The organism is Mesorhizobium sp. M0184 (assembly GCF_040322215.1).
Classification (GTDB): Bacteria; Pseudomonadota; Alphaproteobacteria; order Rhizobiales; family Rhizobiaceae; genus Mesorhizobium.
The window spans coordinates 40438-57219 of sequence record NZ_JAMYSZ010000034.1 but is presented as its reverse complement, the minus strand read 5'-3'; the positions used below and the strand labels follow the sequence as shown (position 1 = coordinate 57219).

Sequence of the window (16782 nt, the reverse complement as noted above, 5' to 3'; positions counted from 1 at the left end):
CTCCTCCGAACCGGTGACCGACAAGTTCGAGGCGTTCGGCTGGCATGCGCAGCGCGTCGACGGCAACGACATCGAGGCGGTCCGCAAGGCCTTCGACATGGCGCGCGGCCTGAAGGAACCTCGTCCGCGTGTGATCGTTTGCGATACGCGCATGGCCAAGGGTGTGCCATTCCTGGAAACCCGCGACATCACGCATTTCATCCGCGTCGAACCGCACGAATGGACGTTAGCGCTCGAAGCTTTGGAAAAGGGACGTCCGCGTTGAGGTTGTCAAAGTTCGCGCCGCGCCACGCCGCCAATGCCGGTGAGCGCAAGACCACATCGGCGATGATCGCGTCGATCGCGCCCGATGGCGTACCGACACGCAATGCGCCGTTCGGGCACACACTGGCCAGACTGGCGCACCAGCGGCCCGGGATAGTTGGCCTGACGGCGGACCTCGCGAAATACACCGATCTCCATGTCTTCGCACAGGAGCATCCGGACCGCTTCTATCAGATGGGCATGGCGGAGCAGGTGCTGATGAGCGCCGCCGCCGGCTTGGCGCGGGAGGGTTTTACGCCCTTCGCCACCACCTACGCCGTCTTCGCATCGCGACGTGCCTACGATTTCATCTGCATGGCGATCGCCGAGGAGAAACTCAATGTGAAGATCGTCTGCGCCTTACCGGGGCTGACGACCGGCTACGGCCCCAGCCACCAGGCGACGGAGGACATCGCGATTTTCCGCGGGATGCCGAACCTGACGATCATCGACCCTTGCGACGCGCTCGACATCGAACAGGCCACGGAGGCGATCGCGGACTACAACGGGCCGGTCTACATGCGGCTTTCGCGCGGTAAGGTTCCTGTCGTGCTCGACGAAGACGACTATACATTTGAAATCGGCAAGGCGCGAATGCTGCGCGAGGGCGCGGACGTATTGTTCATTTCCAGCGGCCTGATGACCATGCGCGCGCTGGAGGCCGCGAAGGCGCTTGAAGCCGACAGGATCGGCTGCGCCGTTCTGCACGTTCCGACGATCAAACCTCTGGATACGGAGGCGATACTCGCTGCCGCGCGCCGTTCGGGACGGCTGGTGGTGGCGGCGGAGAACCACACCATCATTGGTGGCCTTGGCGAAGGCGTTGCCGCGCTGCTGATGCGCGAGAGAGTGACCCCAGTCTTTCGCCAGATCGCCCTGCCCGACGAGTTCCTCGACGCTGGCGCGCTGCCGACGCTTCACGATCGCTACGGGATCTCAACTTCCGAGCTCGTGCGCCGCGTCCGCATTTGGAGCGAATGAGAAGTAAGAGCTCTCCCCACACAACAGTTGAGTCATCGACCTTGACCTTGCCCCTCTTATCTAATCCGGTTTGAAGTTCGTTCTGGCCCATCGAGAGGACCAGGACATGAAACGTAGCCGCTTCTCTGAAGAGCAGATCATCGGAATTTTGAAGGAATGAGGCCGGGGTATCGGTTGCCGATCTGTGCCGCAAGCACGGGGTCAGCGACGCCTCGATTTACAACTGGAAGGCCCGCTTCGGCGGGATGGATGTCTGCGAGGCTCGGCGACTGAAGGCTCTGGAGGACGAGAACACGCGGCTGAAGCGGCTTCTGGCCGACGCCATGCTCGACAATGCCGCGTTGAAGGATCTTGTGGGAAAGAAATGGTGACGCCCGCGGCCAAGCGGAAACCTTTCCAGCGACCAGATCGATCAACTTCAACGCCGACTGCAACGGACCAGGCGATCAAGGAAAGGTGCATCATGAAGCATTCGCGGAGCCGACAATAGCCGACGCCATTCTCGACCGGATCATCCACAACGCCCATCGCATCACCCTCGAAGGCGACAGCATGAGAAAGCAAAAAACACCGCCGCCCTTGACCGGCGCCGAAAACGGCGAAATCAATCGCAAATGACTTCAACCAGGCAACCGAGCGCCGACCCCATCCTGCTGTCCGCGAATTAGTGAAACTGCTGTCCGCGATTTAGCGGAACGACTGTCCCGTTTTTGCGAAATACGCACGTCCGACGCAGCTTGCGTTGACAGAGGCGGTTTTACGCGCAGTTGCAATAGCACTTCCGCCGGCCTATTTTTGTGGAGTTCAATTGTGGTTCGGCCAAGGGCGCTTTGGGCGCCGGACCGGCCCCGTGTAAACCTCATTAAAGAGAGACGAACCCTGCCATGGAAGAATTCTTATCGCGCATCGCCACTGGTGCCGGCATCGGCCCGGCTCTCGCAGAGAAGGCCGTTGGGTTAATGCTGGGTTTCCTGCAACGCCACGCGGCCGACGGTCCCGTTGCGCGCATGATCGCGGCCATTCCCGGAGCTTCGGAATTAGTGGCGAAGTATCATGGCAACGACCCAGAGGGCGGAGGCGGCCTCATGGGGCTCGGCCAGCAATTGATGAGTGAGGGTCTCAGCATTCTAAAGATCGCCGCCATCGCCAACGAGACGATCGCCTTCGCCAAGGAACATGCCGGCGACGAACTCGTGGACGAGGTCCTCAATTCCGTTCCTGGCCTTCCCCAGTTCGTCTGATCAGCGGCAGCCGGGGCGCATGACCTCGTGCGCCCGTGCCGGCCCGTCTGCGCAGGTAGGCATTCTCCGCCGAGCGCTCCGTACCGATCTCGCCAGACCACCAACCGCCGGGCACGCGAAGCGAGCGTTGGAGTACTTCATTCGTCTGTCCCAAAATCGACCGCAGGCGAACCGATGTGTATAACTTCCGGCGGTAAGGGTTTATCGTGAACGCTTTCGATGAAGCCCGCGAGATAAGCAAACGTATTGTATTTCTCAAGAACCAACCGCTTCGCCTCTTGTATTGCGCCGCGACGCTCCTTCCAGAGGTCCGAGTCGATGATTTCTTGAATTTTTTGGATTACGTTCTTGTCCTCTGGGTCAATCAGAACCATTGAGTCGGAAGGGAAGAACCTCGTGATTGCCGGGCTGCCGTAATAGATCGGCATTGTTTCAGCAACGAAGCAGTCCATAAGCTTCTCTGTAAAATAGTAATCAGCACGAGTATTCTCGAAAGCTATACTGTAACGGTACGGTGCGAGTGCGTCCCATTTATCTCCAATCAGCCGAAAACCTCGGCCGAACAGGTCAAAATCGAGCTCCTCTCTCAGCCGTTCCAGAAACGCCAGCCGATATCGATGCCCTTTAAGCAGGGCGATGTTACTGGTAATCCATGAGAGCCGAAGCGGCTTGTCCACGACTTCGCTGACCAGAAGTTGGTCATATGTCTTTGTTACAGACCAAGACCGAGTGATAGGTGGAGACAAAACGAATCGGCGCTCTGCATTCTGCCGAGCAGCCAGCTCTGCGTCAGACGTCAGGACGATGGTATTTTTCCCTTGCCCTTCATGAAATGCGCGATGAGCTTTCGTCGGCGGTTCGCCGATTGCAAAAATTGTCCTGTTTGGACTCGCCTCGATATCAACAGGGAGCCCAAAAATAGAAGCAGAGTTAAAGACAATATGCCAATCGGGCGCGAAGGATGTCCTGCGTACAAAAGCGACATTGTTCCAGATTCCACTGCCCTTTGGAGTGAGATGGTGGATTGCATCATCCAAAACGCCCCAAGAATCCAGACATGTAGCAACAATGGGCGCCGGACGTTCCGTCAACAATTTGGTCGACAAAGCAGTTCCACCCCATTCACTTCCGTTGGACCGGGAGCAACTCGTGCATCGGGCGCAAGACCTCTCTGCGCCTGAAATAGCTCGCGATCCTGATCGGTATCAAACACACGATTCTGTGCGACTTCGCGATTCTGTGCGACTTCGCGCCATTCGACAACTCATCTCTAAGACCGCGGGAATCCCTTCACTCGTGAAGGTACTCAATCGCCATTTCGGATTGCGGTAAGATTGGGCAGCATAAACCTTCCGGGACCCGCTGTCGAGGCAATTGTCGCTTTGCACCTAACCAGGTTCTTCCTCACTTTGTGTGGTGATCAGGCCGGTTGAGTGGCAGCATGCGTGCCCTCTAAAATATGGAAGTTGACTACATTCTTATTATTTATACGACCAGTTTAGAGGCGGCTCGCCTCTCACAGGCGACGTTTGCAGCGGCGACGGCAGATCGAGATATTGGCGGGTTGATGCCGGGGCTTTGTCCGAAATCTGTGGTCCGATTTCGGACGAAGTGACGGTCAAGATGTCCGAAATATGCTACGAATTTCGGACAAGCTTCACACACAAAGCGCCGCGGCTTTGCCCGACATCATCGATATCGTCATGCAGATGGGCGATGCCGACCTAGCCTCGTCCCCTCCCCTTCCAGCCATTGCCAATCCCAGCCTGCCTGCGCAGCTTGAGGCGCTCGCCGGCCGCGCGCGCGATTATATCGAGGCGGCGAGTTCGGCCAACACGCGCCGCGCCTACGCAGCCGACTGGAAGCATTTTTCGAGCTGGTGCCGGCGCCAAGGCATCGAGATGTTCCCGCCCGATCCTGAGGTCGTCGGGCTCTATATCGCCGCCTGCGCGTCAGGTACGGCCACTGGCGACAAAAAGCCCAACACCGTTTCAACCATCGAGCGCCGGCTTTCGTCGCTCTCCTGGAATTTTGCCCAGCGCGGCCAGCCGCTGGACCGCAAGGACCGGCATATCGCCACGGTGATGGCTGGCGTTCGAAACACCCACGCCTCCCCTCCCCGGCAGAAGGAAGCGGTCCTGCCCGAGGATCTGATCGCATCTTCGAGACCCTCGACCGCGGCACGCTGCGTGGTCTGCGCGACCGCGCCATGCTGCTTTTGGGTTTCGCCGGCGGCCTTCGCCGATCCGAAATCGTCGGCCTCGACGTCGGCAGGGATCAGACCGAGGACGGGCGCGGCTGGGTCGAGATTTTTGCCGATAAGGGTCTGCTTGTCACATTGCGCCGCAAAACCGGCTGGCGCGAGGTCGAAATCGGCCGCGGCTCCTCCGACGCCACCTGCCCTGTGGTCGCTCTGCAGACCTGGCTAAGACTGGCGCGCATTGCGCACGGACCGATGTTTCGGCGCGTTGCTGGTCAAGGCAGAGCCGTCGGTGCCGATCGCTTGAACGACCAGGAGGTCGCACGCCTGGTCAAGCGCACGGCGCTCGCCGCCGGCGTGCGCGGCGATCTGTCGGAGGGCGAACGGGCCAAGAAATTCGCCGGCCACTCACTGCGCGCCGGCCTCGCCTCGTCGGCCGAGGTCGACGAACGCTATGTGCAAAAACAGCTCGGCCATGCCTCCGCGGAGATGACGCGAAATTATCAGCGCCGGCGCGATCGTTTCCGCGTAAATCTCACCAAGGCGTCCGGGCTCTGATGCCCCCGTTTTGTCCGCTGGGATGAGGCGGTCAGATCTCAGGCGATAACAATTACCTCATCGAGCACAGCGAGCGCTGTGTCCAGACTATCGGCGGCCGACGCTTCGTAGTCAGGCATGATCATCAACTGCGTTATGGCACGGCCCACAAATTCCGGGTTTCGCTTTTCCAACCGATCCTTGGTCCGGGAGACCTGTTCCGGGAATGCGCGCAGATTGAAGCGAACAAATGACGAGGTCTCTTATCCCCGACACGAATAGCTCGCGATCTCATCGGGATTTCCCTTACCGCCATAGGCAGCTTGAGTGGGATAAGCGCAGATCGGCTGGTGCTTGCCGGGGAATGCCTTGCTGCCAGCCGCGAGAGAATCCGGAGCCTTGTCTTGGTTTATCCAGCCCTCGATGGCGGCCAAAGGATCAAAGTCGTCGAAGGCTTGGCCATCGCCGCAGTGGGTCATCCCCGGGATTATGAACATGCGCACGAAACGGCGAGTCGCTTCCAAATCGCCGCCGCTTGTGACCTCGACGACTTGCTTGTACCAGCGCACCAGATCGTTGGCTGAGAAGACCGGATCGGAAAGTCCCTGAAACAAGAGCAGCTTTCCACCGTGGGCAGCGAAGCTGGCGAGATACGTGCCGGTCGCATCATTGAGCTTGGCCGTATCCGCAACGCGTGCCGGATCCTTGTCGAAGTCGAACTTCAGGGGGTCAAAATTCGGCGCCGGGGGCGTCATGAAGTAGTATTGAAGCGAGCGGGCTCCCAGAACGATGTTATTTGCATCCGACTGGGAAGTGGGGGAATTGCCCAGCTTCCACATTCTCCAGTCCGCGCCCGCAACGCCCGTATCATATGGCCAATCGCTGTAAAGCTTTTCGCCATCGGAGCTTTCCGGACCCGCGAACGCGCGGCTCATGGCCTGCACTTGACCAGCCGTGAGGCAGCTGTCCGTCTTATCGCCTTGGCAGGACAGGACCTTTGGGTCGAACCGGCACTGCTGCCAGGCGTTGATGACGCCATCCTCAATGCCATCGCGAGCATCACAGGCAGCGAGAACCGCCTTGGCGACGATGTTCAGATCCTGCTGGGAGAAGGCGCGGGATAGAATGGGATGGCCGGCCTCATCCTTGGGAGCGATGCTCATGTACTGGCGAGTATCCCAGGCTTCGGCAATGTTGGCGGCACTGAGACGAAAACCCGGGCTACCTGCAACAATGCCGTCGAACTCGAGCGGATATCGCTGAGCCGCTATCAACGCCTCACGACCGCCATTCGAGCATCCCATGAACACCGACTTTTTCGGAGCCGCCCCATAGAACTTTGCAATCACCTGCTTCGAGACCGAAGTGACTTTGCCAATGGAGGCGTACGCAAAATCAATGCGTGCGGCTTGATCGACCCCGAAAGCCGGATCGGGGCTTGGGTGCCCGCCATCCATGCTTACAACAGCGTAGCCGCGCAAGAGCCCGGGAGCCGCGGTCGAGTTCCGGCAAGGAATGGTCCCGACGGCCGGCGCCAGGAAGCCATCAACTGCGCCGCCGCCCTGGAAAAGGAACATGTCATTCCAGGTCGTCGGAAGACGCACCTCAAACCGGGTGCCATATGATTGACCATCGACCCCCTGGCGTTTCCCGATAACACCTCGGACAAGGCAGTGCCCGCCCACTTTTACCGCCTGAGGCGAGGCGCCGGTGAATGCAGTGAAGGGATCTGCGGGGATCTCCTGCGGCTTTTGAAGGCTAGCCTCGGTAAAGATCACGCTTGGAATTTTGAGCTTGGCGATGGACCGGCACGCCTGATCCGACGCGTTTGCCGCCAGTGCAGGCGCACATACACATATGATCGCCAACATCAGTGCCAGCGTGCACCCGCGGTCCCGCAGCTTGAGCCCGTTAGCCAAGAACATACCCATCCTCCCTGGATGCGCCCGATAGCCCGAAAGCTGATCGCATTGGTAGCTAGTTGTGAGCTTTCAGTAGCTTGTCCATCCGGTCCGAACCGGGAAAGCTGAGATTGTCGAAGCTTCAGTGACTCCAGGGGGACCGGATGAACATCCATAAGAATACCGGTCTGACGCCGCTCGGTCGAGAGCGGATTTTTTGCGCCTGGGCGCGCCGGCAGCACCTCGGAGGTGTTGCCGCCTGATCCGCAGACCGTCGGCCTCTACATCACGGCCTGTGCATCCAGAAAGGTTACAGGAGACAAGAAACCAAACTCTGTGGCGACGATCGAGCGCCGTCTCTCCTCCCTGGCGTGGAATTATACGCAGCGTGGCGAGCCGCTCGATCGAAAGGACCGCCATATCGCCACCGTGCCCGCCGGCATCCGTAACAGCCATGCAAAACCGTCTGTGCAGAATGAGGCCATACTTCCCGAAGACCTGATCGCCATGCTGGAGACGGTGCTCCGCAAGACCCATCAGGTCGCCCCAGGCCAGAGCAACCGGCTCGTCCCCGGGGAGGACGAAACGGTCGACCACTCCGCTTGTTCGACTTGTGTTCGGGCGACTATCCCGGCTTCTATGCATCGCGCTTCGGCGCGGCGAGCTTTGTCCAACGCGCCAAGCCTTTGAACCGAATCGCTGTAGACGGAAGTCGCGGCGAGCTTCGCGTTGTTGATCGGAGCATCGAACCAGGCGTCGTATCCGCGGTATCCACCCCATCGTCTGTCGCGCAATCTGTTGGCGAGCGCGTCCTCAGCCGTTCGATCGCGGCCGTCTTTGCCGCAAACTATTATGTGGCGGCCGCCGATGCCATTCGGGCGCGCAATATCTCAGGGGTTGAAGGATCGTCGATCAGTTTTCCGATGTCTTGGCGGGCCGCGATGATCTGCACATGACCCTACAAAGATTGCGCGTAGTAGGAAATACTGGTGCAACTGGTCACCCCAGGCGTCAGGATAATCGTAGAACCAATCGAACGAATGCACGCATCGCGGTTTGCCTACAGCACTGCTCTCCTGTCCCGATAGCGCAAATTCGCGGTTACCTCCGGCCACGAACAGTCGGACCAATTTTATTTGTAGGTTAGACCTTCGTCCTCGGCAAGATTGGCCAAGCGATGACTCGCTGCTGAATTGCCGGCCCGCGCGTGATGAGCGCGAAGGCGTCAGGTGCCCCCGCCGTCAAGACTCAAGCCGCAACGTAATCAGGCGGGAGTGCCTTCCGCTAGGTGGGGATGGACTGGCCGCCGAAGTCGGAAGCAGCAAGCCTGGAGCATAATGGAAGACCTCGACCATGTGAAGCAGGCCGTGAAGGGCGACCTAGCCTATTTGCAGCCACCTGCTCAAAGCCGCGACATGAAGCCAGCCGCCAGCCTGCTAGTTCGACAGCAACCGTTCAGCTTGCTGCCGCCGACCGCTTGAAAACGATGGTCACCTTCGTCCCTTTGTTGGCGCTGGACTCGACGGCTAGCTGCGCCTTGGCGTTCTCGGTCAGCGATCGCGCGATCAGCGCTCCGAGCTTGCCTGGTTTGGGCCACACCTCGCCTTCCGGCAGGCCGATTCCGTCGTCCGCCACTATAACCCGGCAGCCGTCGCCATCGACGACGCTGTGCAGTGTTATCGTGCCGCCATCGCGGCCCCGGAACGCATGCTTTAGTGAATTGGTCAGCAATTCGTTTACGACCAGCCCGGCCGGCATGGCGACGTTTATTGACACGGGATATGTATCCACCTTCATATCCAGCCGGATCCCCTCGACTGCATGCGAGCTCATCACCGCGGACGCGATCTGGCTGAGATAGACGCCAAGATCGACCTCCTCCTTCGGCTCGTCGGCCGTTAGCGTCTGGTAGAGGATCGCCAGAGCGTCGACGCGACCGGCAAGCCGCTCAAACCTTCTCCGGTCGGCCTCGGTCGCGTTGCGGCTTTCCAGCCGGATCAGCGCGGTGATCATCTGCAGGTTGTTCTTCACCCGGTGCTGCAGTTCGCGCAGCAGCGTGTCTTTCTCGCTGACACGCTCCTCCACCGAGCGCTGATCTCCCGCCTCGCCGTGAGCCGATACGTCGACCAGCGCCACCAGCCGGAAGCAAACCTTGCCGTTATCGTCTTCGATCACGTTGGAATAAACGTCGACGATCGCGGGTTTGTCCTCGCCGCGCTCCAGCCTGAAGGTGCCGACCAAATCGGTTCCCTCGACCACCGCCTCGGCTAGCGGCCTGTCCTTTTGCTGATGGAGGCCCGTGCCTAAAAGGGCCGCCCAGTTTTCTTGGGTGAGCCTGGCGGCCATCAGGCCTGAGAGTTTCTCGAATTCCGGATTGGCGTAGACCACGCGCTCTTCACCGGCAAGGTCCGAAACGGCTATGGCGATCGGCACCTGGTCGAGGAATTTCTTGAACTGTTCGCTTTCCAGTGCGGTTGCAAGGTCAGGTGTATCAAGTAACTGCTCGACCGCCTCAGCCTTCTCTGAATCCGATGTCATTTGCGCGCCTGTTCTGTGCGGATGATATCAACAATGCGGCGAGCCCGCCATCGCCAAAACTGGAGCTGCATCTCACGTTTCGCATCACGCATCTGACAACCAGCTCTGCATCGCGTAACGGCCGCACGTCCAGCATTGCGACCGGCCGAAGGAGAGCGGCAAGGATCGGCTAGAATCCAGGTGCCTGGAATGTCGAAGCGACCGGTCAAGTGGTTACGCTGCGGAAGATCGATAGAGCAGGCATTCAGGGAGAATGAGTTCGCGTGCCGGCCTCGGCGATACGTGCCGACACTGTCAACCTCATGACCGCATGCGGGCTGAAAGAGCAGCGCTTCGCTCCAGCGGTAATTCAGGCCGCTTGCCTAACTGCGGCAAGCCCATCGATCGTGTATGTTGAGACGCTATTGCCGATGCCTAAATATCGAACCCGTCATGGCAATCGTTGTGACGGGAAGCGCTCGCTTATGGGCTGTGCTGGAATGCGCATGAAGTATACGCCTGTGCGCCGCTTCGTTGATCTCTTGGCCTTCGAGGAAGTCGTCAATCTCATCGTATGTGAGACCGGGACGAGGTTCTCCAGGTCGGCGGTCGGGATCTTTTCAACAAGATCAGACGGAGCGCCCAGATACACTGCCAAGGCGCGAACTCTGCGCTTGTTCAGCCCGGAAAGAGGAAGAATGTCTGCGGCACCATCGCCGAACTTGGTGAAGAAGCCCATCAAGGCCTCGGCTGCTTCGAAGCGACTTCTGAAAAAGAAGTGTGGGTTTGCTCTCATACCCTTTGCTGAAAAATGTTGTCATAGAGCGCATGGAATGCCACGCGCTTCGAATCGGAGTAGCCATCCGGGAAGCCTGAAGCCCCTTTGAAGCGCATGTCCGGCAGCTATTCATAGCGTGGATGACTTTGATCGAAACAAACGATTTCATAACTCTTCGGAAATCTTGCATGGACAAAAGCACGTCCGCACCGGTCACCCATCCAAAGGAGAAAATCTTCCATGCGCCCTGACGTGCAGTGGAGGTCGTGCCGAGAAGTGAGTTGCAACTGGCCGATCATGTCGGCGGTTCGACGCTAGTCGTCCCCAATGTTCCTGAGCTGCGAAGTCTTGCAGGCGAGCCAGCTGCCCAGCGCGATTCTGCTTGTGGCGGGCTTTTTGCCGCAGGCAGTCCGCTCGTTTGGGCAGAGGATTGGAGACCCGGCCGGCAGCGCTACCATACAACATCAGCGCACTTTACATCTACGCGGTATTGCCGGGCTTCCAGTCGGTGCCATGTTTGGCCGACGAATGACGCGATGCGGCCTCCTGCACAAGCGAAGGCGTTATCGGATGTGCGACCGGGAAGCAGGCGGACAGTGCAGCACATGTCAGTCGCCTGTGCGACGGTCTTTCGGGGAATGAAATCGGGCCAGTTCACGGCGCGGCATTATTCGTCAACAGCCGCCCCTTCGCAAGGATATAGGCAGCCCGCGTCACAAGTTCGTGCTGCAGATGAAAACGGCATCGCCGGCATGCAAGTCAGCAGCCGCTCAAGATTCGATGATCCAGCCAAGCTCTCGGCGTCATGGAATGGCAGGCGCCACGATCGAAGCATCTCATGTTGATTCAGGCGGACCCTTATGAGGCGTTCTTTGATGCCGGTGATGCCTGACAGGCGGTTGCAGCTGCAAGCGACAACGCGGCCTATTTAGTTGGAAACGGTCTGAGGCAGGCCAATTTGGCTTGCCCGTCACTATGTGGAGAAAGAAATGCTGTGTCTAGGAATTAGCGGCGGACTTGACCAAGTCCATGAAAACCGATTCGAGCTTCGGAACGCCTTTATGCACGATGGCGCCGCGGTGCTCGTCCGAGACGGACGGGTGATAGCAGCCGTCGAAGAGGAACGCCTCAATCGGATGAAACACTCCAACAAGCTCCCAATTCGTTCGATTCAATACTGTCTGTCAGCGGCGGGGGTTCAGCTCAACGACATTGATCGTGTCGCGCTCTACGCCAGCGAGCCCTATGCCAACGCCATGCTTGAAGGTATGTCCGCATCCCACCCGGACATTCTCTCCATTCCGTTGGATGCTAAAACGTTGGTGCAGGATCTGTTAACGCGTGAGTTCGGCACTAAGTTGGACAGTTCGCGTATTTCATTCGTAAGTCATCATCAGGCGCACGCCGTGAGCGCCTTTGCAATGTCGGGCTTCGAACAAAGTCTCATTCTAGCGATTGATGGCTCTGGTGATTTCCTATCGGGCCTCTTGGCGGTAGGGTCTGGCACAGAAATTACGCAACTCGAGGCTTTCCCCGAGAACAATTCTCTTGGGCTGTTTTATCTCGAGACGATCCGCTATCTCGGCTACGGCTTGTTCGACGAGTATAAGGTAATGGGACTCGCGCCCTACGGCGACCCCGCTCCCTATCGCGAGCTCTTCGAGCAGTTCTACGAGCTCTCCGCCAACGGCGGTGGCTACCGTGTTCACCTCGACCGCATCGGTCCGGCGTTGCTCCGCAATATCGAGGTCAGGCGAAAGGGAATGCCCTTCACCCAGCAGCATCGAGATGTGAGTGCGTCACTGCAGGAAGCGCTTGAGCGGATCGTGTTCCACATTCTCCGGCATCACCGTGAGGCCACCGGCATGAAGCGGTTGTGCCTGGCGGGGGGGGTGGCCCACAACTGCACGATGAACGGTAAGCTGCTGTATTCAGGGCTTTTCGAAGACATTTTCGTGCAACCCGCGTCTCACGACGCTGGCTGCGCATTGGGAGCTGCGCTGATAGTCTCTAACGAGATGGGCCGCCCCGCGCCGTGTGAGCGACTGCAGGGGGTCTATTGGGGTCCTGATCTCGGGAGCGAGCGCGCCGTGCAACAGGAACTGAATGCATGGGCCGGACATCTCGAGGTTGAACGCTCTGATGACGTGGCAAGCAGTGCAGCCGACTGGATCGCCAACGGCGCCGTGATCGGCTGGGTGCAGGGTCGTTCGGAGTTTGGGCCACGTGCGCTGGGCAACCGCAGCATTCTTGCCGACCCTCGGCCCGCCGCAAACAAGGACCGGATCAATGCGATGGTCAAGAAGCGCGAAGGCTATCGGCCCTTCGCGCCATCTGTGCTGGAGGAGGATGCGAGCGAATTTTTCGACCTCCCGGATGGTAGGCACGAATTTCCATTCATGAATTTCGTCGTTCGCGTGCGTGACTCAAAGCGCGCCTTGCTCGGTGCCATCACGCACGTCGACGGTACCGCTCGCCTGCAAACAGTATCGCGCAACGCCAATCCCGCGTACTGGGAGGTCATCAATGCGTTCAAGAAGCGCACAGGCACTCCAATTCTGCTCAATACGTCCTTTAACAACAATGCCGAACCGATCGTGGATTCGGTTGCAGACGCGATTGCCACCTTTCTGACGACAGAGCTGGATGGACTTGTGGTCGGGCCCTTCCTGGTAAAAAAGCGGGCTACAACGCTGCAGGATTGGACTGCGCTTGCGGTTTCGTTGCCGCCCTATGTGTCCCTCCATCAAACCCGCGCTTACAAAGCGCCAGATCGTCGGGAGACTCACTGCGAGATCAGCACGACCCACTTCAGCAGTGACAGTGTACGAATTTCACACGACTTGTTTAATCTGCTGATGCGGATTGAGGGCGAAGCCGTGTTGGGAGATCTCCTCAATACAATTGCGCCGGATCAGGCTAAGCGTGAAGCTCTGATGGAGGGCCTGCGACGGCTGTGGGAGCAGCGCCTCGTTCGATTGCATCCCTCACAAGCTGCTCGCATGGATCAAGACTGCGATCAAACGCTGGACCAGCATAACAGGCTCTCAGCGTGATAGAGGTGCCGCTATCCAAGCTCGGCGAATAATGGTGTTCATCGATGCCGCCTGCCACCTCACCGCTGGCAGGCAGTCGACTTCATCACAGGGTTGATTCGTCCACTTCACCTTGGACGACCGGACGCGCAGAAAAAAGCGGCTGCGGCGGGTCCTTGCTAGCGACCGTGATGCGGGACCACAGCGACAGGGCGTGCCCGAGACGGTCAATGCGGCCGGCGGTGTCGTCGCCGGCGGCGACGGTCGCATTCAGGATCAGCATCGACCAAAGAGCGAGGCCACTGCCGTTATGCTCCGAGATCTGGGGACGGCGGCTTGGCGATCACCGTCTACTCGGCGTTGCCGAACTCACTGCATGCGAGACCGTGACGAAGCCCCTCACATTGCGGGTCGGGACATAGCTGGCTTTCTTGGCGCGCTACCATCGCTAGAGATGCAGACTTCGCCCAACAGCTCCTGCTGGAGCGCGGCTTGGATCTGATGGCAGAATTCTTGCGGAGACGCGGACAAAGTGGGGAGCACTCCAACCTACACACGCGTCACCGGGCTATCAGTGTTGACCGTATAATCTTCGGAATGGCAATGGCATATTTTACAAAGCACGACGGCAATCAAATTATATACCGCAGCTGGGAAGAGCCGGAACAGTCAAGCGCAAGGATGAGAATTTTGGTCCTCAAGCTTGATCATGTCGGCGACTTTTGGATGTCTCTAGGGCCTCTAAAGGACCTTCGTCAGCGTTTTGCGCATGCCCACATTACGCTGGTGGTGGGAAGCTGGAACATCGCTACTGCAAAACAGTTCGACCTCGCCGACGATCACGTTGCTTTTGACTTTTTTCCTCGCAACCCAAAAGTCAAAACGCGCAAAGAAGCCGCGGACATAAGGCCGCTGCTGACCGGCGAGTTTGATCTTGCCATTGATATGCGTGTTCCGGAAGAAACAAGGCCGATCTTGCTTGAAGTTCCCGCCAGGCACCGTGCGGCGATAGTTGATCCGTACAGCATGCATCAGATCGATATTGCGATAGCGCCATTCAATCTGAAACTGCGCAGAACCATTTTCTACAAGCTGGTCCAAAAAATAGGGCTTGCTAACAAAATCCCCCGTAGATGGCTTGATTGGTTCATTGACCGTAAGCAGGTGCGTCTCCAGCATGTGTCAGAAATCCTCCTCTTTCTGGTCGCAAAGGCAGCTGCCTATTTCGAAAGCGGAGCGGGTCACCCACAGAATTCGACTACAGGCAATGCCCCGATTGTCGTGGCTCCGTTCTCCAATTCCAGCCTGCGAGATTGGCCGATTGAAAGTTTTGGCAAAGTTGTCGCTGCTCTTTCGACCCGTGGTGAGGTGGTCCTCGTTGGCCGTGGCGAATGCCTGGAAGCGCTTGAGGAGGTTGCGAAGATAGCTAGGGAACGTGGGGCCGCGAACATTCGGACGGCTGTCGACTTGTCAGAATTGGAATTCAATTGTCTCGTGAATTCGGCCGCCCTCGTCGTTTCGAACAATTCAGGCACCGGCCATGTCGCTGCCCAGCTTGGCCGCCCTACTATCGGCATTTTCACGGCGTCACATCTACCGGAGATTTGGGGGTTTCGAGGTCCCTTGGTCAGCATGCTTATGAGTGTTATTGAATGTCGCGGATGTGGTCTGGACCAAGTGCGGCATTGTCCGGTCAAAGTCCGATGCAAGTTCGACATCACGCCGGATCTCGTGATTGCCGAGGTAAACGCCTTGATGAATCATTGTAAGGGTACGGCACAAGCTTAGTGGCTCGCGGTCACCACAACCGCGATTGCCCAGCCCTTGTCGCTGATTCAATCGCTACAATCACCTAAAGGCCGAAATTCAGAATCGAATCGACTTGTTCGAAGGACCGCAGTGGCGATGTCACATTGGCCGACAGGTGGCATAGAGCGGCGCCTGAGAATGAAAGTGCCGCCGCCCAGCCTTCATAGCCGTTCCTCCTTTGTGGCGTGACGGCCCGAAAGTCGCCATCGCGTCAGATGTTCATCAGCTTCGGGATAGCCGGGCTCGTCCGGCGACAGTCATGGCAGCGACTTCGCTTCTGGACCCGCTCATCCGGCCGCCAAAAACAAATGCGCTTTCTAAGCCGTAATTGATCCGCCGGAGCTGACCAAAGCCACCTTGCTCTGGGTTGCGGCAATGGCGACTGGGGCGAGAAGCCGAGAAGAACCGATGCGGCGAGAAATCCTGAGACCATCCGCCACGAGACGTCGCCAGGGAACGTAGTATTGCGTTCCGCGTTACACTAACGTATATACGTCCGCAGCACAGGAGCGCGCCATGGCCACCACACCCACCAGGAAGGAAGCACCCGTCTCGATGCGGTTTCGCGACGATGATCTCACCATCATCGACCGCGGCGCGGAGCTGCTCGGCCTGTCGCGCACGGAGTTCATGCGGCGCGCCGCGCTGCACGAGGCGCAGGCGGCCATCCTCAACGAAACCGTCATCCGCGTGTCCCCGGAAGCCTATGACGCCTTCATGCAGGCGATCTCAGCCCCGGCCGCTGCGCCCCCGGCGAAGGCGGCCGAGCGGCTGCGTCGGTCCCCGCCCTGGGACCGCTAGGTGGCGCTTTCAGGCATCGAACTCCTCGACCACGCACACCGCCTCGACAGCTTCGATTGCGGCAAGCCGGCGCTCAATGCTTGGCTGGCCGGCTTCGCGCGAACGAACCAGGCCCGCGGGGTTACCCGCGTCCTGGTCGTTCACGACGAGGGAACAGTCGTCGGGTATTACGGCCTCGCGCCGGGCGTGATCCAGCCAAATAGCGCACCGCGCGCCATCCGCACCGGACGCCCGCCCGATCCGATCCCCTGCCTGCTGATCGGACAACTCGCCGTCGACCACCGCTATGCCGGACAAGGCGTCGGTAGCGGCTTGGTCAAGGACGCGCTGTATCGCTGCGTCGCCGGCGCCGACATCGTCGGCGGCCGCGCGGTGGTGGTGCGGGCGATCGACGCCGAGGCAGAGCGCTACTGGCAGAGCTGGGGCTTCATTCCCGCGCGGGACAATCCGTCGGTGCTCATGCGCTCGATCCAGGACGTGAGCCTCTGGCTGGCCGACAAAGGCCACTAGCTCCGCGCGCGTAGCGCCTCCGGAAGCGGCAGGTCTGCGCGCCGGCCTGCCGCCGACGGGCTCTAGTTGCGGCGTCCCGCCGCTCCCCGAGCCGGCTTCGCCGTCTCGGCGTTCGGGTGACCCCTCACGCAGGGCCAGAGGGAGACGGCGGTCAGAGCGAGGGAGCCCT

12 protein-coding genes and 5 pseudogenes are annotated in these 16782 nt (G+C 59.2%); 11 read left to right on the top strand and 6 right to left on the bottom strand.

Going from position 1 to position 16782, the window contains the following annotated elements; genetic code table 11:
- The 5 genes and pseudogenes from NKJ23_RS28940 to NKJ23_RS28920 all read left to right on the top strand — a co-directional run.
- Positions 1–265, top strand: a 265-nt coding sequence (locus NKJ23_RS28940) for a thiamine pyrophosphate-binding protein (protein ID WP_502902583.1), incomplete at its 5' end; no start/stop codon positions are given.
- Positions 262–1284: a transketolase family protein gene (locus tag NKJ23_RS28935; RefSeq protein WP_502895560.1), complete on the top strand. Its 1023-nt coding sequence runs from the start codon at positions 262–264 to the stop codon at positions 1282–1284. The genes NKJ23_RS28940 and NKJ23_RS28935, both read left to right, overlap by 4 nt.
- Positions 1285–1390: 106 nt before the next feature.
- A pseudogene (locus NKJ23_RS28930) lies at positions 1391–1675 on the top strand (transposase); the annotation flags it as partial.
- Between the two features lie 71 nt (positions 1676–1746).
- Positions 1747–1902 (top strand): annotated as a pseudogene (locus NKJ23_RS28925) (ATP-binding protein); the annotation flags it as partial.
- A 266-nt stretch (positions 1903–2168) separates the two neighbouring features.
- Entirely contained in the window at positions 2169–2525 is a 357-nt protein-coding gene (locus tag NKJ23_RS28920) for a hypothetical protein (protein ID WP_352453730.1), read from the top strand.
- A 137-nt stretch (positions 2526–2662) separates the two neighbouring features.
- Here NKJ23_RS28920 and NKJ23_RS28915 read toward each other — a convergent pair whose 3' ends face one another.
- Positions 2663–3631, bottom strand: a complete 969-nt coding sequence (locus tag NKJ23_RS28915) for a glycosyltransferase family 10 domain-containing protein (protein ID WP_352453731.1) — start codon at positions 3629–3631, stop codon at positions 2663–2665.
- Between the two features lie 528 nt (positions 3632–4159).
- Between NKJ23_RS28915 and NKJ23_RS28910 the strand changes: the two are divergent.
- Positions 4160–5283: pseudogene (locus NKJ23_RS28910) on the top strand (site-specific integrase).
- Positions 5284–5525: 242 nt separating this feature from the next.
- Here NKJ23_RS28910 and NKJ23_RS28905 read toward each other — a convergent pair.
- The gene (locus NKJ23_RS28905; protein ID WP_352493621.1) at positions 5526–7187 is read right to left on the bottom strand and encodes a tannase/feruloyl esterase family alpha/beta hydrolase; all 1662 of its coding nucleotides are present in this window, start codon (positions 7185–7187) and stop codon (positions 5526–5528) included.
- Between the two features lie 191 nt (positions 7188–7378).
- Between NKJ23_RS28905 and NKJ23_RS28900 the strand changes: the two are divergent.
- Positions 7379–7697, top strand: a pseudogene (locus NKJ23_RS28900) (integrase); the annotation flags it as partial.
- A 2-nt stretch (positions 7698–7699) separates the two neighbouring features.
- Here the strand turns inward: NKJ23_RS28900 and NKJ23_RS28895 are convergent.
- The 3 genes and pseudogenes from NKJ23_RS28895 to nadE form a co-directional block, all read right to left on the bottom strand.
- On the bottom strand, positions 7700–7957 hold the full coding sequence (locus NKJ23_RS28895) for an aminopeptidase (protein WP_352453904.1): 258 nt from the start codon (positions 7955–7957) through the stop codon (positions 7700–7702).
- A gap of 661 nt (positions 7958–8618) precedes the next feature.
- Positions 8619–9701: a sensor histidine kinase gene (locus NKJ23_RS28890; protein WP_352474131.1), complete on the bottom strand. Its 1083-nt coding sequence runs from the start codon at positions 9699–9701 to the stop codon at positions 8619–8621.
- A 401-nt stretch (positions 9702–10102) separates the two neighbouring features.
- Positions 10103–10434, bottom strand: a pseudogene (nadE, locus tag NKJ23_RS28885) (NAD(+) synthase); the annotation flags it as partial.
- Between the two features lie 1013 nt (positions 10435–11447).
- Between nadE and NKJ23_RS28880 the strand changes: the two are divergent.
- On the top strand, positions 11448–13514 hold the full coding sequence (locus tag NKJ23_RS28880; RefSeq protein ID WP_352683970.1) for a carbamoyltransferase family protein: 2067 nt from the start codon (positions 11448–11450) through the stop codon (positions 13512–13514).
- Positions 13515–13599: 85 nt separating this feature from the next.
- Here the strand turns inward: NKJ23_RS28880 and NKJ23_RS28875 are convergent, their stop codons facing one another.
- Positions 13600–13776 carry a hypothetical protein gene (locus tag NKJ23_RS28875; protein ID WP_352457364.1) on the bottom strand — a complete coding sequence of 59 codons (177 nt, stop codon included), beginning with the start codon at positions 13774–13776 and terminating at the stop codon, positions 13600–13602.
- A gap of 320 nt (positions 13777–14096) precedes the next feature.
- Here NKJ23_RS28875 and NKJ23_RS28870 point away from each other — a divergent pair, with 320 nt between their 5' ends.
- From NKJ23_RS28870 to NKJ23_RS28860, 3 genes are all read left to right on the top strand, one after another.
- Positions 14097–15281: a glycosyltransferase family 9 protein gene (locus tag NKJ23_RS28870; RefSeq protein WP_352453586.1), complete on the top strand. Its 1185-nt coding sequence runs from the start codon at positions 14097–14099 to the stop codon at positions 15279–15281.
- A 537-nt stretch (positions 15282–15818) separates the two neighbouring features.
- The gene (locus NKJ23_RS28865; RefSeq protein ID WP_352453587.1) at positions 15819–16103 is read left to right on the top strand and encodes a type II toxin-antitoxin system TacA family antitoxin; all 285 of its coding nucleotides are present in this window, start codon (positions 15819–15821) and stop codon (positions 16101–16103) included.
- On the top strand, positions 16104–16613 hold the full coding sequence (locus NKJ23_RS28860; RefSeq protein ID WP_352683965.1) for a GNAT family N-acetyltransferase: 510 nt from the start codon (positions 16104–16106) through the stop codon (positions 16611–16613).
- The last annotated feature ends 169 nt before the right edge of the window (positions 16614–16782 follow it).